The organism is Acinetobacter sp. Ac_3412 (genome assembly GCF_013072675.1).
GTDB classification, from domain to species: Bacteria; Pseudomonadota; Gammaproteobacteria; order Pseudomonadales; family Moraxellaceae; genus Acinetobacter; species Acinetobacter higginsii.
In genome coordinates this window covers 83,121-108,425 of record NZ_LXUJ01000003.1, presented here as the reverse complement: position 1 = coordinate 108,425, position 25,305 = coordinate 83,121, and the positions used below count along the sequence as shown (strand labels likewise).

Below are 25,305 nucleotides of genomic sequence, written 5' to 3'. Positions count from 1 at the left end.
TGAAATGTGTTTAAAAAAACGGCAGCTAAAAAATATTCGTTAAAATCCTTTTCTTTGTTCTTGACATTGCTTATGAAAGAAACAAGAATGCTTTCTCAAGTTTTATATGTGTTTATTTGATCACCCTTCGAATAAATGTCATGGCTTGCAATGGACATTCTTTCTAGCCGAGAGAATGATTTTTTGAAATATGCTTATCCCAGCACATTTTGATTCGAGATGTCATCAAGTTTATACGGCTGATGAGTCTCAGAAAATTTTTCCTATTGCAGCAAAAACGAGTAGAATACGCACACTTATAAGAAGTGCAAAAGTTAATGAATGAACACAATTTATGTCTCCCATAAATTGTGCAAAATACTAGGGTGAATCACGTTGGAACTTTTATCTGGTGGTGAAATGCTCGTTCGTGCGCTTGCGGACGAAGGCGTAGAGCATGTTTTTGGGTATCCAGGCGGCGCTGTATTACATATTTATGATGCGCTATTTCAACAAGACAAAATTAACCATTACCTCGTGCGTCATGAGCAAGCTGCTGGTCACATGGCAGATGCATACTCACGCGTAACAGGTAAAACAGGTGTGGTACTGGTCACTTCTGGACCAGGCGCTACCAATACCGTCACTCCAATCGCAACAGCCTACATGGACTCAATCCCAATGGTGATTTTGTCTGGTCAGGTTGCAAGCCATCTTATTGGAGAGGATGCGTTCCAAGAAACCGATATGGTTGGTATTTCTCGTCCAATCGTAAAACACAGTTTCCAAGTGCGTCACGCGAGTGAAATTCCTGCAATTATTAAGAAAGCATTCTATATCGCTTCGTCTGGCCGTCCGGGTCCAGTCGTTGTTGATATTCCGAAAGATGCGACCAACCCTGCAGAAAAATTTGCCTACGAATATCCAGAAAAAGTGAAGATGCGTTCATATCAACCGCCTTCACGTGGTCACTCAGGTCAAATTCGTAAAGCGATTGATGAGTTGATTACGGCTAAACGCCCAATGATTTATACGGGCGGTGGTGTTGTTCAAGGTAATGCATCTGGCTTATTGACAGAACTTGCACATTTATTAGGTTATCCAGTCACTAATACCTTAATGGGTTTAGGTGCTTTCCCTGGTAACGATCCACAATTCGTGGGAATGTTAGGGATGCATGGTACCTATGAAGCCAACATGGCAATGCATAATGCAGATGTGATTTTGGCCATTGGTGCGCGTTTCGATGACCGCGTAACCAATAACCCTGCAAAATTCTGTCTCAATGCCAAAGTGATTCATATTGATGTTGATCCAGCAACCATTTCGAAGACGATTATGGCGCATATCCCAATCGTGGGTGCGGTAGAACCTGTACTTCAAGAAATGTTGGCTCAATTGAAACAAATGAATGTATCTAAGCCAAACCCTGAAGCAATTGCGGCATGGTGGTCTCAGATTAATGAGTGGCGTAAGGTACATGGCTTACGTTATGACGCTGGTCAAAATGGTGTAATGAAGCCACAGCAAGTGGTTGAGGCATTAGATCGCGTGACCAATGGCGAAGCCATCATTACTTCTGACGTTGGTCAGCATCAAATGTTTGGTGCGAACTACTACAAATACAAACGTCCACGTCAGTGGATCAACTCTGGTGGCTTAGGCACCATGGGTGTTGGCTTGCCGTATGCAATGGCTGCAAAGCTTGCATTCCCAGATCAGCAAGTGGTTTGTATTACCGGTGAAGCATCGATTCAGATGTGTATCCAAGAATTATCGACCTGCAAGCAATATGGCTTGAATGTGAAGATCCTTTGCTTAAATAACCAAGCCTTGGGCATGGTAAAGCAATGGCAAGACATGAACTACGAAGGACGTCATTCAAGTTCTTATGTAGATTCATTACCAGACTTTGCCAAGTTAATGGAAGCTTACGGTCATGTTGGTATTCAGATTGATCATGCGGATGAGCTGGAATCTAAGTTAGCTGAAGCGATGGCAATTAATGATAAATGTGTATTCATTAATGTCATGGTAGACCGTACAGAACATGTATATCCAATGCTGATTGCTGGGCAATCAATGCAAGATATGTGGTTAGGCAAAGGGGAGCGTACATAATGAGACATATTATTTCTGTACTCGTTGAAAATGAAGCTGGTGCGCTTTCTCGTTTGGTGGGGTTGTTTTCTCAACGTAATTACAACATTGAGACACTGAATGTTGCACCAACCGAAGATGAAACCTTATCTCGTTTAACCTTAACGACTTATGGCGATGATCACAAAATTGAACAAATCACCAAGCAACTGAATAAATTGGTTGAAGTTGTAAAAGTGGTTGATTTGTCAGAAGGTTCACACATCGAACGTGAATTGATGTTGATCAAAGTGAAAGCCTTGGGTGCAGCACGTGCGGAAATTAAACGTACAGCTGACATCTTCCGTGCCCAAATTGTTGATGTAACACCAACGACCTATACCATTCAGATCGCAGGTACAACGGACAAGATTGATGGTTTTATTGATGCACTTGCAGAAAATACCATTCTTGAAGTTGTACGCTCTGGTGTATCAGGCATCGCGCGTGGCGAAAAAGTTTTAACAATTTAAGTTTTTAAAAACCCTCATCCCAACCTTCTCCCAGAGGGAGAAGGAGTTCCCTCTCCTTGGGGAGAGGGTTAGGGTGAGGGGGAAATACCCAACATATTTTAAAGTTTTCATGGAGAAAACAGATGCAAATTTTTTACGATAAAGACTGTGACTTATCAATCATCCAAGGCAAGAAAGTTGCAATCATTGGTTATGGTTCACAAGGCCATGCACATGCACTTAACTTGAAAGATTCTGGCGTAGACGTAACTGTTGGTTTACGTGCTGGTTCTACTTCTTGGAAAAAAGCTGAAAATTCAGGTCTTAAAGTTTCTGAAGTTCCAGCTGCTGTTGCTCAAGCTGACTTAGTCATGATTTTGACTCCAGATGAGTTCCAATCTCAACTTTATCGTGACGTGATTGAACCAAACATCAAAGAAGGTGCAACTTTAGCATTTGCTCATGGTTTCTCTATTCTTTATAACCAAGTTGTTCCACGTAAAGACTTAGACGTAATCATGGTTGCGCCTAAAGCACCTGGTCACACAGTACGTTCTGAATATCAACGTGGTTCAGGTGTTCCTGACTTAATCGCGATCCATCAAGATGCTTCTGGCAATGCGCGTAACGTTGCACTTTCTTATGCTTCAGGTGTAGGTGGTGGTCGTACGGGTATCATCGAAACTTCTTTCCGTGAAGAAACTGAAACTGACTTATTCGGTGAGCAAGCAGTTCTTTGTGGTGGTGCGGTTGAATTGGTTAAAATGGGCTTCGAAACTTTGGTTGAAGCTGGTTATGCACCAGAAATGGCTTACTTCGAATGCTTACATGAACTTAAGTTAATTGTTGACTTGATGTTCGAAGGCGGTATCGCAGACATGAACTACTCAGTTTCTAACAATGCTGAGTACGGTGAATATGTGACTGGTACTGAAGTAATCAACGAACAGTCTCGTGAAGCAATGCGTAATGCATTGAAACGTATCCAATCTGGTGAATACGCGAAGATGTTCATCCAAGAAGGTGCGTTGAACTATCCATCAATGACTGCTCGTCGTCGTCAAAACGCAGCGCATGGCATTGAAGTAACTGGTAATAAGTTACGCGCGATGATGCCTTGGATTCAAGCGAACAAGATTGTTGATAAAGAGAAAAACTAAGTTTTAGTTTAATCTTTAAAAGCCCTTGTTTGTACAGGGGCTTTTTTATGGGCTGTGATAACAGAGTTATAACAATGTAGCTTGAAAAATAAGCTTATATTGTTTATGTTTTGATCATGTTGCTACTCATTTGCAGCGCTGATTTAAACTAAAAAGTGTTGCATGCTTTGGGGTATCTGCACGATTAAAAACAAACAAATTGAAATAACTTAAAAATTAAAATGATTTAGCAAAATAAAATGAGTCTTTTGGTAAAAAAAATGTAATAAAAAAACAAGATTTTTCATTGGTTTGAAATGAAAATGTGCTTTTATTCTATTGATTTATAAAGTGAAAAAGACTTGACCTTATGCTAGATGATGTTATTGTTAAGGAAAGTTTATGAATACCATATTCATGGCTTCTTTGGGTGTAAAACGTCGTTCGGATTTCGGGCATTTTGCTCATCATATAAAAAAAAGTACTGAATAATCATGGAAGTCCTTTATGGTTCACGTTGATTACGATAGCACATTGGTCATCGTTTCCATTTTGGTTGCAGTCGCGACATGTTACGCTGCAGTTTCGATGGAAGAACTCGTTTTTAAAGGTGCTTATAAAAAGTTTGAAAAAAGCATTTTGATTGCGAGCGGGCTAATCTTGGGGTTAGCGATATGGTCAATGCACTTTGTGGGAATGCTGGCTAGCCATTTGCCGGAAGGCTATCACTTTGATGTTAATTTAACTGTACTTTCTTATTTGATTGGCGCAGTTGCCTCTATTTTTGCTGTTTGGCTGACCTCAAGACCGACTTTGCCGATACCACGCTTAATCCTTGGCGCTGTATTTATGGGACTCGGTATATCGGGGATGCACTATACCGGTATGGCCGCATTGAGCATTGAAAATCATGCCATGCATTATGATCCTTTACTGGTGTTGTGTTCTGTATTGATTGCAATCAGTGGTTCAGGCTTAAGTTTCTTTTTCATTTTTAAATATAAAACCGCGGTTACCTATCGTACTTTACTCAAAGCAGTGGTTGCCGTGTTAATGGCGCTAAGTATTGTTGGCATGCACTATACGGGTATGGCTGCGACTTATTTTGATGAAAGCCTAGCGCAAATCCTGACTTCTGAGCAGACAGAGCAAAGCGTCTTATTATTCACGATTATCTTTATTACCAGTCTGGTGTTAGTTGCAGGCTTTGCGGTTGCCGTACTCGAAGCACGGTTAGAAGAACGCAATGAACAACTTACGCTTATCAACAAAGAGCTTGCTACTCAGTCCTTACATGATGCGCTCACAAAGCTACCGAATCGTTTATACCTGACTGAACATGCCGAAGTGGTGTTTAATCATCATCGCTTAAATGGCCAGAAAGCAGCATTTTTATATATTGACTTAGACCGTTTTAAATCCGTGAATGACGCTTTTGGGCATCATATTGGTGATCAATTACTGATTCAGATGGCAAACCGTTTATACACTAAGCTTGGTGATAATCATAAGCTGTTTCGTATTGGTGGTGATGAGTTTGTTTTAATTTCGGAAGATACAGATTTCAATGAAGCAATGCAGCTTTCAGAAGATATCTTGCATTGCATCCAAGAAACCTATTTGATTGCGGCCAAAGATATTAATATTTCTGCCAGTGTCGGGATTGCCATGTACCCTGAACATGGCACCAATGTTCAAGACTTACTGATTAATGCTGATGTTGCCATGCTGATCTCAAAAGATCAGGGCCGTAATACCTATACTATGTTCCATACAATGTCAGATCAGCAAGATGTACGTAGTCAGTCTAAACTGATCAATGATCTGTACAAAGCTGTCGATGAACAACAATTTGTACTGTTCTATCAACCCAAATTTACATGCAATTATGAAGTCTGTGGTGTTGAAGCCCTGATTCGCTGGAAGCATCCCACACTGGGACTGCTGACCCCGCAAATGTTTATTGAAGGGGCAGAGAAAACGGGTTTGATCATTCCAATGGGGTATTGGGCACTGGAACAAGCCTGTCAGCAAATCCAGAAATGGGAACGAAGTAATAGTCCGTTTTATCCAATTGCTGTTAATCTCTCTGCATTACAATTCGAAAATAAAAAGCTATTTAGTGTCCTCGAACAATTATTAGAACAATACCAAATCCAACCGCATCATCTCATTCTTGAAATTACTGAATCCACGGCTATGCATCATATTGATTCCAGTATTCGTACCTTGGAGCGTTTGCGTAAGCTTGGCATCCGCATTGCGATTGATGACTTTGGTACTGGATATTCAAGCTTCTTATATTTAAAAGATTTACCTGTCGATGAACTCAAAATTGATCGTGGCTTCTTAATTGATCTCAAACCAAATTCAAAAGAAGAAGCGATTCTGGAAAGTATTATCCATTTGGCTGCAAAATTAGGTTTAGTTGTCACTGCAGAAGGGGTAGAGACCCAACAGCAAGCAGATATTTTGACCAGTCTCGGCTGTAACCAGTTACAGGGTTATTTATTGGGCACGCCTGTCAATGTTGAAGGTTTGGTATTGCATCGTTATCAGCATTTTGCATAATCAAGCGAGATCGATATTAAAAAAGCTGCCGATGATGGCAGCTTTTTTGTTTTTGAATGAAGCAATTTATTCAGAACGTGGTGCTAACCATTGTGTGACCACAGGCCAGACCAACTGTGGTGCTTGACTGCCTGAGACCAGACCCATATGCCCACCCGGTACAATTTCAAATTGCTTGTCGCTGCTGCTGATTAAATCCATGAGTGGGCGTACTGCTTCTGCGGTGACGATAATGTCGCTGCTGCCGCCAATTGCCAGTACTGAACAATCAATGTCTTTTAGATTCGCGCTTTGCTCACCAAATTGAACAGAACCTGTCGATAACTCATTATCAATCCAGAAACGCAAAATAATATCGCGCATGACACCACCGGGGTAAGCCAGCATATTGTCCACAAAAGAGCTTGAGGTGGCATGGTTAATCACAAATTGGCGATCATCGAGGTTCTTTAACAACTCCTAATAGTTTTTAAAGTTCCCAATTGGATCGGTGAGTTTAAACCCCAAGGTATTTTGCCAGCCATGAATATGAAAGACGCGGCTGGGTACTTGGTGAATACGGAATTTGGTATTACTGCGAATCCACTGTGCAGGAACGGTAAGACGCTGATAAAACTTGCCCATATAACCTGATTTATGCGTGTTAATCGGTGAAGCTAAAATCATCAGATTCTGAATATTTTTATCTTGTGATAAAGCGGTATAGCAGAGCGATAACGCTCCGCCTAAACTCCAGCCAAACAGTGACAGTTGTTGTTGACCACTGTGCTCTCGAATCTTTTCGATAAAGTCTGGCATAAAAGTTTTAACGTAAGTGCCAAGATTATATTTGGCTTGACGTAGACTCGGCGTGCCCCAGTCAATCAGATAAACATCAAAACCTTGGGCTAGAAAATAACGGACTAAGCTGCGATTTGGGAACAAATCGTAGATCAGCATATTGGCTGCCAAGGGTGGCACGATCACCAATGGAATACGATGCTTGACCGTGCTGTCAGTCGCAGCTGTGTAGTGACGTAGGCTGATGATTTCACGCTGGTACACAATATCAAAAGGTGTTTTGCCTGAGAGCGCAAGCTGTTGTCCACGTAAAATACGATCTCGCGCATTAGAGAGGATCTTGCGTGCTTGACGGCTCGCAGGGCTATTCAGCATTTTTTGCGCGGTTTGTGTTTTGAGAAAACTGCGTTTAACTTTTGGCGATTGAGTCATGTGAACCTAAAGCTCGAAGGTTACTATTCAGTAGGCGCATATTAGAAGAAAAAGTAAATTTGCTCAGTGACTCATTTGCTTAACTTGTCTTTCAAAATGATCAATTCAGTCAAAGTAGAGATTCGGGTTGCAATTCGATTCGAGGCAAAGCATGAATGCCATAGAAAAGGGGCGCTATGATCCCAGTCTGTCATTAGCCTTTAAAATTGCACATGCATTTGATCTCAGCATTGAACAAGTATTTATTTTTGAGCAGGAGTCAGATTAACTCACTTTCACTCAAGCTGTAATTTGTAGATGTAAAAGCGGATAGGGGTTACCTTGACCATCAAGTTCGGAACGACTCACAGTATGGAATCCCATTTTCTGATAGAAGTTAACCGCTTGCAGATTTTGCTCATTCACATCGACTTTATAGATTTGAAGTTGTTTGACTGCAAAATCGAGTAATGCCTTACCAATTCCTGATCTTCGATATTCAGGCAGAATAAACAACATTTCAATATTGTCATCACTGGTACCTAGAAATCCTACAATCTGTTGATCAATCATGTATTTATTCAGCTGAACATGATGGAAATATTCATTCAAAATTAACGGTTTTAATTCAGCAATCATGGTTTCTGGTAAAAAATCATGGGTCGCTCGGACTGATTTTTCCCATATATTTAATAAAGTAAGATGGTCATCCTGAGACGCTTTGATAATCATGTCGTGACTACATTTAAAATATTTAGAGCTGTCAATTTACTACTATTTGATTCGGAATTTCTATGCTTCGTTTCCGATAGGGAAATGATACTGACGCTGGGTGATTTAGATTATTCTAACTCGAGTTGGTGATCATCTTTGGTGACTTTAATTTTCAGTTTTTTATATTTACGCTTATTGGGATCAAGGGCTGAGTTTATGACCTCATCGGCAAAACGCTGATCCTGCATCAGTGTGCCATAGGTTTTATAACCTAAAATAATTCGGGTCGGCCGATAGCCATTTCTCGTCACATAATAATTAATGATGAGATCTAATTCTGTTAAAAGACATGTATCGTTCATTGTGAGATATCGCTTTTAAGTGGCTTAAGCAGCATAGTCTATACAGAAAAACTTATCTAGCTGATGTTCATTGATTTTTGCTGAAAGTTAGAGCTGTCATAAAAGTGTCATCTAAAAACATTATCGTGATTTATATAATAAAAACTGCAATAACAAAAATTGAGAACGACTTATCCATAGAACTTTAGATTATTTTAAATAAAGGGGCGGGACTTAGAAAATTGAGGAGTTGTTTATATGCAGAATAAAGTGCCCACAATACGAGACCAAAAACCGCTGAATCATCGTTTGAATGTGTTACTTTCGGCTTATCAGGCCTTCTTAGTTGCTAAAGGTTTGGTCAACAGTGAATTTAGTCGTCTCATCTTTGTTGATAATTATACCCAAACCTTAAAATTCAACCTTTATGATGATGAACTAAAGAAGCAACTGATTGATGAGTTAGAACGATTTAGCTCATTTTAGGATGTATTTTCATCCGTTATCAATCTAAAGCGCTCTTCGCCAAACAATAATCATTGAAAATTTATAAAATCTTATCCATATGATTTTAATCATATATTTTTAGGTATCTTCATTTTGCTTTAATATATGGATTTACATATATATGGAAGAGCATATATATTGGTTTCATTCAATTTATCAGATCAGCACCTCATGTCAGACATCATCATTTATCACAACCCCGCGTGTGGTACTTCCCGCAATACATTGGCTTTAATTCGAAATACAGGCGTAGAACCCACCATTATTGAATACCTTGTTACTCCACCAAACCATGATGAGTTGGTCCGATTGATTCAGGATGCACAATTAACCGTCAGAGAGGCGATTCGTCAGAATGTTGAGCCTTATCGTGAGTTGGCGCTTGATCGTGAAGATTGGAGTGATGCTCAACTGATCGAGTTTATGCTTGAACATCCCATTCTGATTAATCGTCCCTTTGTGGTTAGCACGTTGGGCACACGTCTTTGTCGACCATCGGAACTTGTACTCGACATTTTACCATTCCCTCAAAAAGGCGCATTTCGCAAAGAAGATGGTGAACAGGTGATTGATGAACATGGTCAGCGAATTCAGTAAATAGGTGCCGTGAGATTACAGATTGAAAGGGGATCGAGAAATGCAAGCTGTTGATTTTTTTAAATGCTTATCAGATGAAACAAGGTTAAATATCGTGATGTTGGTAGCCCAGCATCAGGAGTTGTGCGTCTGTGATCTGACTGAAAAACTACAATTAAGCCAACCGAAAATTTCGCGTCATCTGGCGTTATTACGTGCTTCGGGTTTGTTGCAAGATCGCCGTCAGGGGCAATGGGTGTATTACCGCATCAATCCACAACTACCAGCTTGGGGGCATGAGATTTTATCGGTTTTGGATATGCAAGCAGTGACCCTATTTCCTGACCTGCACAGCTTAGCACCCAAAAATTGTTGTGATTAAAATGCCATGAAAACACTGTCCTTTTTAGATCGAAACCTAACGCTCTGGATTTTTATCGCCATGGCTGTGGGCATTGCCATTGGTATTTTTATGCCACAAGCCTCAGTCAGCTTAAACCAAATGAGTGTCGATTCAGTCAATCTCCCGATCGCAATCGGTTTGATTTTGATGATGTATCCACCCTTAGCCAAAGTGGATTATGCGACCTTGCCACAAGTGTTTAAAGATAAGAAAACCTTAACTTTATCCTTGGTGCAGAACTGGATTATTGCACCTGTTCTGATGTTTGCATTAGCCATTATTTTTTTGCATAACTATCCAGAATATATGACAGGACTGATTCTGATTGGTTTAGCCCGTTGTATCGCGATGGTGCTGGTCTGGAATGGTTTGGCTTGTGGTGATAATCAATATGTCGCGGCCTTGGTTGCCTTCAATAGTATCTTCCAGATTCTATTCTTTAGTACTTATGCTTGGTTATTCCTCACGTTTTTACCGCCGTATTTTGGTATTGCAGGGCAAGTGATCCATATTGATTTTTGGACCATTACCCATGCTGTCTTGGTGTATCTGGGTATTCCATTTTTGCTTGGGTTTCTGACTCGTTTGATCTTGGTACGCGCCAAAGGTTTAGACTGGTATCAGCAAGTGTTTTTGCCCAAGATCAGCGCGCTCAGCTTGTTGGCTTTACTGTTTACCATTGTGGCGATGTTTAGCCTGAAAGGGGGAGAGGTTGTGAGCTTGCCTTTAGATGTACTTCGTATTGCGATTCCATTGACCATTTACTTTGTACTCATGTTCTTTATCAGCTTCTTTATGAGTAAGTGGATAGGCAATGGCTATGCCAAAACGACAGCCATTTCATTTACCGCAGCAGGTAATAATTTTGAGTTGGCATTGGCGGTTGCGATTGCCACCTTTGGTTTGGCTTCACCTGTGGCATTTACCACGGTGATTGGGCCATTGGTTGAAGTCCCTGTATTGATTGCGCTGGTCAGTGTGTCTTTGTGGCTAAAAAAGAAATATTTTTAAATCGGTGTAATTGTAATGACGCTCCCAAATATTGATGTAAATCTTCTTGATCAACCTACATTGGAAAAAGTTCAAGCTAAAGCGCTGGATCATGCACCCCGTATTTTATTGTTATATGGTTCGAATCGTGAGCGTTCCTATAGCCGTTTAGCGGTGATGGAAGCGGGTCGAATTTTGGAGGCATTTGGTGCAGAAGTAAAAATATTTCATCCCAAAGGGCTGCCTTTACCAGAGGATGCAGATAGTGAGCATCCCAAAGTAAAAGAATTGCATGAATTGTTAGCATGGTCAGAAGGTATGGTTTGGTGTTCACCTGAACGTCATGGTTCCATGAGTTCGATTTTTAAATCGCAAATTGACTGGATTCCTTTGGCTGGCGGCGCAATTCGTGCGACACAGGGGAAAACCTTGGCACTTATGCAAGTGAGTGGCGGTTCGCAGTCTTTTAATAGTGTTAATCAAATGCGTATTTTAGGACGTTGGATGCGGATGATTACCATCCCAAACCAGTCTTCAATTCCAAAGGCTTTTTTAGAGTTTGAAGAAGATGGACGCATGAAAGCATCTTCTTATTACGATCGTATCGTAGATGTGATGGAAGAGCTCTATAAATTTACCTTGCTTACGCGTGGGCAAAGTCTTTATTTAACCGATCGCTATTCTGAACGAAAAGAGTCTGCAGAAGCGTTATCAAAACGTGTGAATCAACGAAATCTATAAGACGAATAAATAATAAATAGATGGAGTTGAAATTAAAAAGCCTCAGTTGCCTAATTCGGGGTATCGACAACTGAGGGTAAACTGATTGCTATATAACATAGCGAATTTTATTTAATAATGAAAAATGCAATTCATTATTAATTTGCAATTTGAATAAAAAGCCTCAGTTGTCTCATTCAGGATAAAACAACTGAGGATGAAATTGAGTTTTTATAATGTATCTTCCTTTTTTAAATAATGGAATAGTTTAGGTGAAAAATGCATATTATGTATAACTTTTTGGTTCATGATGTTGGATATTAATGTGCTCAATATTCAATACAACTTATTCTTTATATAGTTTCTTGGATTGCTGTATATAAAAATTTTTAATAGCAACTCGCTGTTCCCGAATATAATCACTCGGTTTTTTTCCTGTCCAGCTTAAAAATGCTCTTGAAAAGGCACTGATATGGCTATAACCGAGTAAATCAGAAATTTCTTGAATATTACGATTCGAGTCAATTAGTTTTTTGGCAAGTTCAAACTTCTTTGATTGCAGCAGAGCAGAAAAGGTCGTATTGGCAAGAGATAGCTCTCTTTTTAAGGTTCTTTCTGATAATTTTAATTTACCTGCAACATCGGTCAGGCTTGGAAAACCTAAGCCTGGGGTAAATTTTAATTGCTGGTTCACTTTTAAAATAATTTTATTATCCTGATCTTGATAGAAAAGGTATTCCTTATTCACCATTTCCATTGCAAGTTGGTAAGCAGTATTCGAACTAAAGGTCAGTGGTAGGTCTAAGCATTTTTGGTCAAAGGTAATCTGATTATAGTCTTGATTAAAGTGAAAATTGGGTAAGCGTTTTTCATAAAGTGAATGATAAGTCTCTTTATCCCAAGTTACATGAATATTGACACCAGTTAAATTAAAGTTGGTGATCATTTGTAGGTTGTTCACAATATCAATTAAAGCACTTTCAATAAAAAATTTATTTACAGTATTTTTCTTGCTTTCATTTAAATGAACAGGAAGTTGATACAGTGGATTAAAGCGAATGATAATTTTATTATTTTTATTGAGTACCGATAAATCCATTTTATGGATACGCATACTATAATATTTCTGTAAATCTACCAGCACTTTACCAATCGAGCTATTGGTAATAATGACAAAACCAAGTGCACCATGTGAGGTGAGTTTACAGTTTAAACCAAACTGATAACCGACTGCTTTGTCGGGTAAAAGTTCTAATAGCCGAATAATAATATCTGTCCACTGGTCAAAACTTATACGTTCATGGTTGTTATTATCAGTCAGTAAAGATAAAGGAATCTGGCAATAGCGAATGACTTCAGCTTTTGGGACACCAAATGTGGTCGCGGTATCCACAATTAATTTTAAATAATCGTTATGGATGTTAAGTACTTGTTTTTTCATGGCATAGAAATAAAAAGGTTTTGAATGTCGAGATGACACACTTATACCTGAGCCTAAATATACAGTTGTGATTTATCCTTAAAAAGTCCCATTATGTTTATTATTTATGTTTAATATGTGCGGTATTATGCATTTGAGGAATAATTCATTAAAATTGCTAAAAATGTGATGTAATTGTTAAAAATTCGGGGTAATTGTTAATCGTTTGTAGGTATTATTTTTTTATATTCGTGCGGGTATGAACTACAAAAAAGTACCTATTTATGAATAAAATCTATCGCTTAGTCTGGAACAAAAGTCTGAATTTATGGACTGTGGTTTCAGAAAACGCTCGCGGCGTAACAAAAAAACGAAATGTAGCTGCAAATATCTCAATTAAAACTGCAGCTTCATTATCTAATCCACAAGATCAACACGTTCTGTTTAAACCGAGCTTAATTGCGATCGCACTCAGTTCTGTGTTTTTTAGCACAGGGGCTTTTGCTGCTGCGAATATTGGAGGAGGAGTTTCCAGTAATGGGTCGAGTATGGCCATTTCGCCACCTAATGACCAATGTAGTGGTATGGGGGGGCAAGCTAGTATTACCAACGGAACTACAGGAAATGGTGGTGGGAGTGTTGCGATGGGATGTGGTAATAACATCTCAGGGACTGATTCAACTTGGCAGCAGAGAGTGGTGAACCGTCGTGGTGCTGGAGATGTTGCTTATGGTGCTGGTGTACCGACAGGAAATACAGGTGGGGTGCTCACAGGCTCGACCGCTGTAGGTCGTCAAAATATGATTAGGGGGATTGGAGGAGCAACAGTAGTTGGGACTGCCAATAATTCAAATTCAAGCAGTAATTTTCATAATGTTTTGATTGGACAGGGCAATAGTTCGGGTGGTACAGGGGGATACAATACCCTAATGGGTGTGGGTAACCAAGTGGTGGACGCTGCAAATGCTACGTCTGATGGGACTGGAGTGGGAACCAACAGTATTGCGATTGGTATCGCTAACCGAGTGACTGGTCAAACAGCAATTGCTTTTGGACGTCAAAGTTATGCTGATGCAGATTATTCGATTGCACAAGGGAACACCGCTACCGTAAATAAGGGCGCAACAGGCGGTATTGCACTCGGTTACTCGGCAACAACAAGCGGTGCACGTGGTATTGCCATCGGAAGCAGTGATTCAGCATCGAGAGATTATGACCTAGCATCGTCACCACATGCGGCTGGTGTCGATTCAATTGCAATGGGAACTCGATCTAAAGCAACAGGTAATGAAACCGTTGCAGTAGGTAGACAGAGTACTGCGGGAAATGCTCGTGATATTGCAATTGGTCAAGGTGCAACCGCACAAGGCGTGACTGATAATGGTGTAATTCGAACAGCGGTTGCTGTAGGTAGTGGATCTCGTGCTGCAGGACGGAATACAGTTGCTTTAGGTGAGGCCAGTACAGCTTCTGGTTCAGGGGCTACAGCTACAGGTGCTGGTGCTCAGGCAACGGGCGATTTTTCCACTTCTACAGGGAATCAATCTAAAGCCACAGCGAACTTTACCACGGCTACTGGTAATCAGGCTGCTGCCTTAGCTGAGGGGGCAACGGTAACAGGCTCTAATGCGACAGCTGGTGGGATATTGTCTAGCGCCTTTGGTGCTGCATCCAATGCATCGGGTGAACAATCTGTTGCAGTTGGTGCTGCTGCAGAGTCAGCTGGTGAAAATGCTGTAGCTGTAGGACCTGATGCCAAAGCTAATAGTGCCAATGATATTGCAATTGGTAATGATGCAGCGACGGCCTTAGGTAGTAATGGTAATAACATTGCGATGGGGAATGGGGTTACTACAGGTGCGACAGGCCAAAACATCTCGATCGGTTCGGACGGTACCACGGCTAATTCTGAGACTGCAGAGGGGGGAGCCGTTGCGATTGGACGCAATCAAATTGCAAGTGGTGATGGTGCAGTCGCAATTGGTGACCCGAACAGAGCGATGGGTAGTGGTGCTGTAGCGCTAGGTAAGGATAATACTGCCGCTGGGGATAATACTGCCTCCACGATGGCAAATGGTGCTGTTGCAATTGGTAATACAAATTTAGCCGTTGGTCAGGGCTCAGTTGCGCTAGGGAACACCTCAACAGCGGCGGCGGCGGGTGCGATTGCTTTGGGTGATACGGCCAATGCTCAGGCAACTCGGGGTGTGGCAATGGGTTCTAATGCTGTGGCGACTAATGTGAATGATGTGGCATTAGGTTCGGGTTCTGTCACTTCAGCAGCCAATCCAACATCGAATGGCACAGTTGGCGACATCACTTACAACTATGCAGGAACCAGTCCGAGCAGTGTGATGAGTGTGGGGAGTGAAGGCAACGAACGCCAAATTACCAATGTTGCGGCAGGTCGTGTCAACGAAACCAGCACCGATGCAATTAACGGTTCACAACTTTATTCAACTCAAAAGGCTTTAGGAAACCTTACTGAGTCAACCGCAAATCATTTAGGCGGTAACTCGGTGGTTAACCCAGATGGTTCTATAACCGCACCAAGCTATATCGTCAATGAGACCCCAATCAATAATGTCGGAGATGCAATAGAAGCCTTGGATCAAGGTTGGAATTTACAAAGCAATGGTGCTGGTGCAGATGCCATTAAAGCGGGTGATACCGTTGATATTGGTACAGTTACAGGTGAAGAAAATCTGACGGTCACCAAGAACGGCAACACCATTCAATATGGTCTAAACAAAGTCCTGAAAGTGGATAGTGTGACTGCGGGCGATACCGTCATTAACGATAATGGTGTGACCATTGCGAATGGTCCAAGTATCACCAAGTCAGGGATTAATGCTGCGGGCAATCCAATTAGCAATGTCGGTGCAGGTGTAGCAGGTACGGATGCAGTCAATAAAGACCAGCTCGATGATGCGGCAGCGGCAGCGAAAACTGAAGTGACTCAAGGCAAAAACATCACTGTTTCTAAAACCACAGGAGCAGATGGACAAGATATCTATAACGTGGCAACGGCAGATAATGTTGACTTTAACAATGTGACTGTTGGTGGTGCTAATGGTGTGAACATTGATGGTACTACAGGCAAGATCAGTGGTGTGACCGCAGGTGAAGTTAGTGCGACCTCGGATGAAGCGATCAATGGCAGCCAGTTGGCAGGAACAGCGAAGAGCGTATCGGATGCTTTAGGTGGCGGTTCAACTGTAAACCCAGATGGCACGGTGACTGCGCCAAGCTATACCGTCAATGGCGAAACCGTTCGTAATGTCGGTGATGCAATCACAGAATTAGACAAAGGTTGGAACCTACAAAGCAATGGTGCCAATGCAGGTGCAATCAAAGCTGGTGATACGGTTGATATTGGTACGGTTGCAGGTGAAGAAAATCTCACAGTCACCAAGAACGGCAACACCATCCAATATGGTTTAAATAAAGACCTGAAAGTAGACAGCGTGACTGCAGGTGACACGGTGATTAATACCGATGGTGTCACCATTAGCAATGGCCCAAGTATCACCAAGTCAGGTATCAATGTAGCGGGTAACCCAATTAGCAATGTCGGTGCAGGGGTTAACGATACTGATGCAGTGAACAAAGGTCAGCTCGATGATGCTGCAGCGGCAGCGAAAACCGAAGTGACGCAAGGTAAGAACATCACCGTGACTAAGACAAAGGGATTAGATGGACAAGACATCTATAACGTTGCGACGGCTGATAATGTTGACTTTAACAATGTCACTGTCGGTGATGTCACGATTGATGGCAGCACAGGCAAAATCAGTGGTGTAACTGCGGGTGAAGTCAGTGCAACCTCGGATGAAGCCATTAATGGTAGCCAACTAGCAGGAACAGCCAAGAGCGTATCCGATGCTTTAGGTGGTGGTTCAACCGTAAACCCTGATGGCACAGTCAGCGCACCAAGCTATACCGTGAATGGTGTAGAAAGCAACAACGTTGGCGCCGCGATTTCAGAACTGGACAAAGGCTGGAATTTACAGAGCAATGGTGCCAATGGCGCAGCAATCAAAGCAGGTGATACGGTTGATATTGGTACGGTTGCAGGTGAAGAAAATCTCACAGTCACCAAGAACGGCAACACCATTCAATATGGTCTCAACAAAGACTTGAAAGTGGACAGTGTGACTGCAGGGGACACGGTGATTAATACCGATGGTGTCACCATTAGCAATGGCCCAAGCATCACCAAGTCAGGCATCAATGCAGCGGGTAACCCAATTAGCAATGTCGGTGCAGGCGTGAATGATAGCGATGCCGTCAATAAAGGACAGTTGGATGATGCTGCAGCGGCAGCCAAAACCGAAGTGACGCAAGGTAAGAACATCACGGTTTCTAAAACCACAGGAGCAGATGGACAAGATATCTATAACGTGGCAACGGCAGATAATGTTGACTTTAATAATGTCACTGTTGGTGGTGCTAATGGTGTGAACATTGATGGAGCGACAGGTAAGATCAGTGGTGTGACCGCAGGTGAAGTTAGTGCGACCTCGGATGAAGCGATCAATGGCAGCCAGTTGGCAGGAACAGCGAAGAGCGTATCGGATGCTTTAGGTGGCGGTTCAACTGTAAACCCAGATGGCACGGTGACTGCGCCAAGCTATACCGTCAATGGAGAAACCGTTCGTAATGTCGGTGATGCAATCACAGAATTAGACAAAGGTTGGAACCTACAAAGCAATGGTGCCAATGCAGGTGCAATCAAAGCTGGTGATACGGTTGATATTGGTACGGTTGCAGGTGAAGAAAATCTCACAGTCACCAAGAACGGCAACACCATCCAATATGGTTTAAATAAAGACCTGAAAGTAGACAGCGTGACTGCAGGTGACACGGTGATTAATACCGATGGTGTCACCATTAGCAATGGCCCAAGCATCACCAAGTCAGGTATCAATGTAGCGGGTAACCCAATTACTAATGTTGGTGCAGGTGTTAACGATACCGATGCAGTCAATAAAGGACAGTTGGATGATGCCGCGGCAGCAGCGAAAACCGAAGTCACTCAAGGTAAGAACATCACTGTGACTAAAACAACGGGATCAGATGGGCAAGACATCTACAACGTGGCAACGGCTGATAATGTTGACTTTAACAATGTCACTGTTGGTGGTGCTAATGGTGTGAACATTGATGGTACTACAGGCAAGATCAGTGGTGTAACTGCGGGTGAAGTCAGTGCGACTTCGGATGAAGCCATTAATGGTAGCCAGTTGGCAGGTACAGCAAAAAGTGTATCAGATGCTTTAGGTGGCGGTTCAACCGTAAACCCTGATGGCACCGTGACTGCACCAAGCTATACCGTGAATGGTGTAGAAAGCAACAACGTTGGCGCCGCGATTTCAGAACTGGACAAAGGCTGGAATCTACAAAGCAATGGTGCCAATGCAGGTGCAGTCAAAGCAGGTGATACGGTTGATATCGGTACAGTTACAGGTGAAGAAAATCTGACGGTCACCAAGAACGGCAACACCATCCAATATGGTTTAAATAAAGACCTGAAAGTGGACAGCGTGACTGCGGGCGACACGGTGATTAATACCAATGGTGTCACCATTACTAATGGCCCAAGCATCACCAAGTCAGGCATCAATGCTGCGGGTAATCCAATTAGCAATGTCGGTGCAGGTGTTAACGACACGGATGCAGTCAACAAAAGTCAGTTAGACAAGGCGGCTGCAGCGGCGAAAACTGAGGTTGAAGCTGGCAAAAACATGACCGTTGAAAGCCGTACAGGTACAGATGGTCAAACCATTTATGAAGTTGCGACAGCGGATGATGTTGACTTTAACAATGTGACTGTAGGCGGTCCAAATGGCGTCAACATTGACGGAACGACAGGCAAGATCAGTGGCGTTACAGATGGCACAGTTGCTGCAGGTTCTAAAGATGCTGTGAATGGTGGTCAGCTCAATGACAGCGTTGCCTCTACGGGCGATATCTTAGGCGGTGGCGTAACCAATGAAGGTGGTCGTCTCAACGGTCCATTCACCGTAAATGACAAAGGCTACGATACGGTTGCCGATGCGATTCAAGGTGAAGCAGCAGCAGCGAAAACTGAAGTTGAAGCTGGCAAAAACATGACTGTTGAAAGCCGTACAGGTGCAGATGGTCAAACCATTTATGAAGTGGCGACAGCGGATAATGTTGACTTTAACAATGTGACTGTTGGTGGTCCAAATGGTGTCAACATTGACGGAACTACAGGCAAGATTAGTGGCGTTACAGATGGCACAGTTGCCGCAGGCTCTAAAGATGCTGTGAATGGTGGTCAGTTGAATGACAGCGTTGCATCTACAGGCGATATCTTGGGTGGTGGTGTGACCAATGAAGGCGGTAAGCTAAATGGTCCATTCACCGTAAATGACAAAGGCTACGATACAGTTGCCGATGCGATTCAAGGTGAAGCTGCAGCTGCGAAAACTGAAGTGACTGAAGGCAAGAATGTTACTGTGACCAAAACCACAGGTGCTGATGGTCAAGACATTTACAACGTTGCGACCAAAGATGATGTGTCATTTGATTCAGTACAAGTGGGTGACGTCAATATTGATGGCACGACAGGCAAGATCAGTGGCGTTACAGACGGCACGATTGCAGCAGGCTCTAAAGATGCGGTCAATGGTGGGCAACTGCATGGTGTTGCAGACAGTGTTCGTAACTCAATTGGTGGCGAAACAACGCTGAATCCTGATGGTTCAATCACAACTGCCAACGTGGGGAACACAGGTCAAAACAATATCCATGATGCGATTGACTCAGTTCGTGGTCAGGCCGTTGCAGCGAAAACCGAAGTTGAAGCGGGCAAGAACATGACTGTTGAAAGCCGCACAGGTGCAGATGGGCAAACCATCTACGAAGTTGCGACAGCGGATGATGTGTCATTTGATTCGGTGCAAGTGGGTGATGTCAACATTGATGGCGCAACAGGCAAAATCAGTGGTGTAGCAGATGGCACGATTGCAGCAGGTTCAAAAGATGCAATTAATGGTGGTCAGCTCAATGACAGCCTCACGTCTACAGGCGATATCTTGGGTGGTGGCGTGACCAATGAAGGCGGTAAGCTGAATGGTCCATTTACCGTGAGTGGTAAAGGCTACGATACCGTTGCCGATGCGATTCAAGGTGAAGCTGCAGCTGCGAAAACCGAGGTGACAGAAGGTAAGAACGTCACGGTGACTAAAACCACAGGTGCCGATGGTCAAGACATCTACAACGTTGCGACCAAAGATGATGTGTCATTTGATTCGGTACAAGTGGGTGACGTCAATATTGATGGCACGACAGGCAAGATCAGTGGTGTAGCCGATGGCACGATTGCAGCGGGTTCTAAAGATGCGGTCAATGGTGGTCAAATCCATGGTATTGCAGACAGTGTTAAAAACTCAATTGGTGGTGAAACGACGCTGAATCCAGATGGTTCAATTACTACGGGCAATGTAGGGAACACAGGTCAAAACAATATCCATGATGCGATTGACTCGGTTCGTGGTCAGGCAGTTGCAGCCAAAACCACGGTTACCGAAGGCGACAATATGGTGGTGACGCAAACCAAGAACGCTGATGGCAGTACCAACTATGAAGTTGCCACAGCACGTGATGTAGACTTTGATTCAGTCCAAGTCGGTGACGTCAATATTGATGCAGCAACAGGCAAGATCAGTGGTGTTGCAGATGGCACGATTGCAGCAGGTTCAAAAGATGCTGTGAATGGTGGCCAGCTGAATGACAGCATTGCTTCTACAGGCGATATCTTGGGCGGTGGTGTGACCAATGAAGGCGGTAAGCTGAATGGTCCATTTACAGTGAGTGGTAAAGGCTACGATACAGTTGCCGATGCGATCCAAGGAGAAGCAGCAGCCTCTAAAACCGAAGTGACAGAAGGCAAGAATGTTACTGTGACCAAAACCACAGGTGCTGATGGGCAAGACATCTACAATGTAGCGACCAAAGATGATGTGTCTTTTGATTCAGTACAAGTGGGTGACGTCAATATTGATGCAGCAACAGGCAAGATCAGCGGTGTAGCCGATGGCACGATTGCAGCAGGCTCAAAAGATGCAATCAATGGTGGTCAGCTCAATGACAGCATTGCCTCTACAGGCGATATCTTGGGTGGTGGCGTGACCAATGAAGGCGGTAAGCTGAATGGTCCATTTACAGTGAGTGGCAAAGGCTACGATACAGTTGCCGATGCGATTCAAGGTGAAGCTGCAGCTGCGAAAACCGAGGTGACAGAAGGTAAGAACGTCACCGTCACTAAAACCACAGGTGCTGATGGTCAAGATATCTACAACGTTGCAACCAAAGATGATGTGTCATTTGATTCGGTTCAAGTCGGTGATGTCAACATTGACGGAACTACAGGCAAGATCAGTGGTGTTGCAGATGGCACGATTGCAGCAGGTTCAACCGAAGCGATTAATGGTGGTCAAATCCATGGTATTGCAGACAGTGTTAAAAACTCAATTGGTGGTGAAACGACGTTGAATCCTGATGGTTCAATCACCACGGGCAATGTTGGAAACACAGGTCAAAACAACATCCATGATGCAATTGACTCGGTTCGAGGTCAGGCCGTTGCAGCCAAAACCACGGTGACAGAAGGCGACAATATGGTGGTGACGCAATCCACTAATCCAGATGGCAGCACCAACTATGAAGTTGCCACAGCACGTGATGTAGACTTTGACTCAGTTCAAGTCGGTGACGTCAACATTGATGGGGCGACAGGCAAGATCAGTGGCGTTGCAGATGGCACGATTGCAGCGGGTTCTAAGGATGCTGTAAATGGTGGTCAACTGAATGATAGCGTTGCATCTACTGGTGATATCTTGGGTGGTGGTGTGACCAATGAAGGCGGCAAGCTGAATGGTCCATTTACGGTGAGTGGTAAAGGCTACGATACGGTTGCCGATGCGATTCAAGGTGAAGCCGCAGCCTCTAAAACGGAAGTGACCGAAGGCAAGAATGTCACAGTGACTAAAACTACAGGTGGTGATGGACAAGACATCTATAACGTAGCGACCAAAGACGACGTTGACTTTAACAATGTCACAGTAGGTGGTCCAAATGGCATCAACATTGATGGAACCACAGGCAAAATCAGTGGTGTAGCAGATGGCACAGTTGCCGCAGGCTCTAAAGATGCTGTGAATGGTGGTCAGCTGGATGATAGCGTTGCATCTACAGGCGATATCTTAGGCGGTGGTGTGACCAATGAAGGCGGTAAGCTGAATGGTCCATTTACAGTGAGTGGTAAAGGCTACGATACGGTTGCCGATGCGATTCAAGGTGAAGCTGCAGCTGCGAAAACCGAGGTGACAGAAGGTAAGAACGTCACGGTGACTAAAACCACAGGTGCCGATGGTCAAGACATCTACAACGTTGCGACCAAAGATGATGTGGACTTTGATTCAGTTCAAGTCGGTGATGTCAGCATTGATGGAACCACAGGCAAAATCAGTGGTGTTGCAGATGGCACGATTGCAGCAGGTTCGAAAGATGCTGTGAATGGTGGTCAGCTGAATGATAGCGTTGCATCCACAGGCGATATCTTGGGTGGTGGTGTGACCAATGAAGGCAGTAAGCTAAATGGTCCATTCACCGTAAATGACAAAGGCTACGATACAGTTGCCGATGCGATCCAAGGAGAAGCAGCAGCAGCGAAAACTGAAGTTGAAGCTGGCAAGAACATGACCGTGGAAAACCGCACAGGTACAGATGGTCAAACCATTTATGAAGTTGCGACCGCAGACGATGTGTCATTTGATTCGGTCCAAGTCGGTGATGTCAATATTGACGGAACTACAGGCAAGATCAGTGGTATCGCAGATGGAACGATTGCAGTAGGCTCTAAAGATGCTGTGAATGGTGGTCAACTGAATGACAGCATTGCCTCTACAGGCGATATCTTAGGTGGTGGCGTGACCAATGAAGGCGGTAAGTTGAATGGTCCATTTACAGTGAGCGGCAAAGGCTACGATACGGTTGCCGATGCGATTCAAGGTGAAGCTGCAGCCTCTAAAACCGAAGTGACAGAAGGCAAGAACGTCACCGTCACTAAAACCACAGGTGCTGATGGTCAAGACATCTATAACGTAGCGACCAAAGATGATGTGTCATTTGATTCGGTGCAAGTCGGTGACGTCAACATTGATGGAGCGACAGGCAAGATCAGTGGTGTCGCAGACGGCACGATTGCAGCGGGTTCAAAAGATGCAATCAATGGTGGTCAAATCCATGCTATTGCAGACAGTGTTAAAAACTCAATTGGTGGTGAAACGACGCTGAATCCAGATGGTTCAATTACTACGGGCAATGTAGGGAACACAGGTCAAAACAACATTCATGATGCGATTGACTCGGTTCGTGGTCAGGCAGTTGCAGCCAAAACTACCGTTACCGAAGGCGACAATATGGTGGTGACGCAAAGCAAGAATGCGGATGGTAGTACTAACTATGAAGTTGCCACTGCAAAAGATGTGAAATTTGACAGTGTTACCGCAACAGATGCAGACGGCAATGAAACCATTCTGGATGCAAAAGGTGTGAGTTTAAAAGACCAAGCTGGAAACACCACAATTCTTGGTCAGGATGGTCTCGGTTTCGCTGACCTGATGGGGAATAGCGTTGGTCCACGTATTAGTGCAAGAGGTATAGATGCAGGCAATACGGTGATTACGGGTGTTGCACCAGGGCGTATTGCAGCTGATTCAACCGATGCAATCAATGGCAGTCAGTTAAAAGGTGTTGCAGATAGTGTATCGAATGCAATTGGAGGGAATACCACCGTCAATCCAGATGGCAGTATTAACACAAGCAACATTGGTGGAACAGGCAAAGACAACATCAATGATGCAATTGGTGCAGTAGGTAAAGCAGCACAAGCAGCGAAAACTACGGTAAGCAAGGCTGATGGTGATGAGAATATCACTGTTACAAGCCGTCCAAATGATGAGGGCGGTACAGACTTCCAAGTTGGCTTATCGAAGGATATTAAAGTCGATAGCGTGACTGCGGGCGATACGGTCATCAATGGCGATGGTTTAATCATTGCAGGCGGTCCAAGCGTGACGAAAGACGGCATTGATGCCGGTGATAACAAAGTCACGGGTGTTGCCGATGGTACGGTTGCAGCAGGCTCTAAAGATGCAATCAATGGCAGTCAATTACATGGTGTTGCTGACAGCGTGAAAAACGTGGTTGGAGGTAATGCCAAAGTGAATCCAGATGGCTCAATGACGACCAGTAATGTGGGCGGTACGGGTAAAAACAACATTGATGATGCGATCAATTCAGTTCGAGGTGCGGCTGCAGCAGCGAAATCAACGGTCAGCAATAAAGATGGCAACATTAGCGTAAACGAAACGACCAAAGCTGATGGCAGTAAGGACTTTGAAGTCGGCTTGGCCAAAGATATTCAGGTTGATAGTGTGACTGCTGCCAACCAAGTCAATGTAGGCGGTGCAGGCGAAACTACGATTGCAGCAGATGGTGTTCGTATCGCGGAAGGACCAAGTATCACCAAAGGTGGTATTGATGCAGGAAGCAGGAAAGTTACAGCTGTGGCTGAAGGGGCAATTACACCAGATTCAAAAGATGCAATTAACGGTAGCCAATTGCATCAATCTTATGAAAATGTAGCTAAGGCCTTAGGTGGCGGAGCGGGTTATGATCCAAGTGCAGGTTGGACAGCACCGAGTTATGAGGTTGCGGGTGGAAAACATGACAATGTCGGTGATGCACTCAATGCACTTAACAATGCCGATCAGGCATTAGGTGATCGAATCACAAACCTTGGCGATCAAATGCAACAGGCCTTCTACGACACCAATCAACGGATTGATGATGTCAAAAAAATGGCGAATGCAGGGGTTGCTGCAGCAATGGCACTGGAAACCGCGCCGTATATTTCAGGTAAATATACCTATGCCGTTGGGGCTGCTTACCATGGTGGTGAAAATGCCGTGGGTCTAACACTGCGTAAGACCGCAGATAACGGCCGATGGTCACTCACAACTGGTGTTGCAGCAGCTTCTCAGGGCGATCCAAGCTTCCGAGTCGGTCTAAGCGGTGTATTTGACTGATTATTTATTTAACTTTGGGAGAGCCATTTAGGGTTCTCCCT

General features: G+C 43.5%; 13 protein-coding genes and 2 pseudogenes. 11 read left to right on the top strand and 4 right to left on the bottom strand.

Annotated features, from left to right (window positions below):
• Nucleotides 1–375: 375 nt before the first annotated feature.
• From A7P54_RS02370 to A7P54_RS02355, 4 genes are all read left to right on the top strand, one after another.
• A complete protein-coding gene (locus tag A7P54_RS02370) occupies nt 376–2,100 on the top strand; it encodes an acetolactate synthase 3 large subunit (RefSeq protein WP_016164748.1) in 1,725 nt (574 codons plus the stop codon).
• On the top strand, nt 2,100–2,591 hold the full coding sequence (ilvN, locus tag A7P54_RS02365; RefSeq protein WP_004804329.1) for an acetolactate synthase small subunit: 492 nt from the start codon (nt 2,100–2,102) through the stop codon (nt 2,589–2,591). The genes A7P54_RS02370 and ilvN overlap by 1 nt, the downstream gene beginning before the upstream one ends.
• A gap of 122 nt (nt 2,592–2,713) precedes the next feature.
• Nucleotides 2,714–3,730 carry a ketol-acid reductoisomerase gene (gene ilvC, locus A7P54_RS02360; RefSeq protein WP_004655853.1) on the top strand — a complete coding sequence of 339 codons (1,017 nt, stop codon included), beginning with the start codon at nt 2,714–2,716 and terminating at the stop codon, nt 3,728–3,730.
• A gap of 486 nt (nt 3,731–4,216) precedes the next feature.
• Complete coding sequence (locus tag A7P54_RS02355) at nt 4,217–6,280, top strand: EAL domain-containing protein (RefSeq protein ID WP_171548532.1); 2,064 nt, start codon at nt 4,217–4,219, stop codon at nt 6,278–6,280.
• Between the two features lie 66 nt (nt 6,281–6,346).
• Here the strand turns inward: A7P54_RS02355 and A7P54_RS02350 are convergent.
• A pseudogene (locus tag A7P54_RS02350) lies at nt 6,347–7,492 on the bottom strand (alpha/beta fold hydrolase).
• A 139-nt stretch (nt 7,493–7,631) separates the two neighbouring features.
• On the opposite strand from A7P54_RS02350, the pseudogene A7P54_RS02345 reads away from it, so the two are divergent.
• A pseudogene (locus tag A7P54_RS02345) lies at nt 7,632–7,760 on the top strand (helix-turn-helix transcriptional regulator); the annotation flags it as partial.
• A gap of 11 nt (nt 7,761–7,771) precedes the next feature.
• Here A7P54_RS02345 and A7P54_RS02340 read toward each other — a convergent pair.
• Complete coding sequence (locus A7P54_RS02340) at nt 7,772–8,203, bottom strand: GNAT family N-acetyltransferase (RefSeq protein ID WP_004804336.1); 432 nt, start codon at nt 8,201–8,203, stop codon at nt 7,772–7,774.
• Nucleotides 8,204–8,313: 110 nt separating this feature from the next.
• Entirely contained in the window at nt 8,314–8,547 is a 234-nt protein-coding gene (locus A7P54_RS18795) for a hypothetical protein (protein ID WP_004804338.1), read from the bottom strand.
• A gap of 237 nt (nt 8,548–8,784) precedes the next feature.
• Here A7P54_RS18795 and A7P54_RS02330 point away from each other — a divergent pair, with 237 nt between their 5' ends.
• The 5 genes from A7P54_RS02330 to arsH all read left to right on the top strand — a co-directional run bounded on the left by A7P54_RS02330 (nt 8,785) and on the right by arsH (nt 11,743).
• On the top strand, nt 8,785–9,012 hold the full coding sequence (locus tag A7P54_RS02330) for a hypothetical protein (protein WP_005206838.1): 228 nt from the start codon (nt 8,785–8,787) through the stop codon (nt 9,010–9,012).
• A gap of 192 nt (nt 9,013–9,204) precedes the next feature.
• Nucleotides 9,205–9,630: an arsenate reductase (glutaredoxin) gene (gene arsC / locus A7P54_RS02325; protein WP_171548531.1), complete on the top strand. Its 426-nt coding sequence runs from the start codon at nt 9,205–9,207 to the stop codon at nt 9,628–9,630.
• 40 nt (nt 9,631–9,670) lie between these two features.
• Nucleotides 9,671–9,991: a metalloregulator ArsR/SmtB family transcription factor gene (locus A7P54_RS02320; protein ID WP_016164754.1), complete on the top strand. Its 321-nt coding sequence runs from the start codon at nt 9,671–9,673 to the stop codon at nt 9,989–9,991.
• A gap of 6 nt (nt 9,992–9,997) precedes the next feature.
• Nucleotides 9,998–11,023, top strand: a complete 1,026-nt coding sequence (arsB, locus tag A7P54_RS02315; protein WP_171548530.1) for an ACR3 family arsenite efflux transporter — start codon at nt 9,998–10,000, stop codon at nt 11,021–11,023.
• A gap of 15 nt (nt 11,024–11,038) precedes the next feature.
• A complete protein-coding gene (gene arsH / locus A7P54_RS02310; protein WP_033133781.1) occupies nt 11,039–11,743 on the top strand; it encodes an arsenical resistance protein ArsH in 705 nt (234 codons plus the stop codon).
• Between the two features lie 325 nt (nt 11,744–12,068).
• Here arsH and A7P54_RS02305 read toward each other — a convergent pair whose 3' ends face one another.
• Nucleotides 12,069–13,163, bottom strand: a complete 1,095-nt coding sequence (locus A7P54_RS02305) for an AraC family transcriptional regulator (protein ID WP_171548555.1) — start codon at nt 13,161–13,163, stop codon at nt 12,069–12,071.
• 263 nt (nt 13,164–13,426) lie between these two features.
• Between A7P54_RS02305 and A7P54_RS02300 the strand changes: the two genes are divergently transcribed.
• On the top strand, nt 13,427–25,264 hold the full coding sequence (locus A7P54_RS02300; protein WP_171548529.1) for an ESPR-type extended signal peptide-containing protein: 11,838 nt from the start codon (nt 13,427–13,429) through the stop codon (nt 25,262–25,264).
• Nucleotides 25,265–25,305 lie beyond the last annotated feature (41 nt).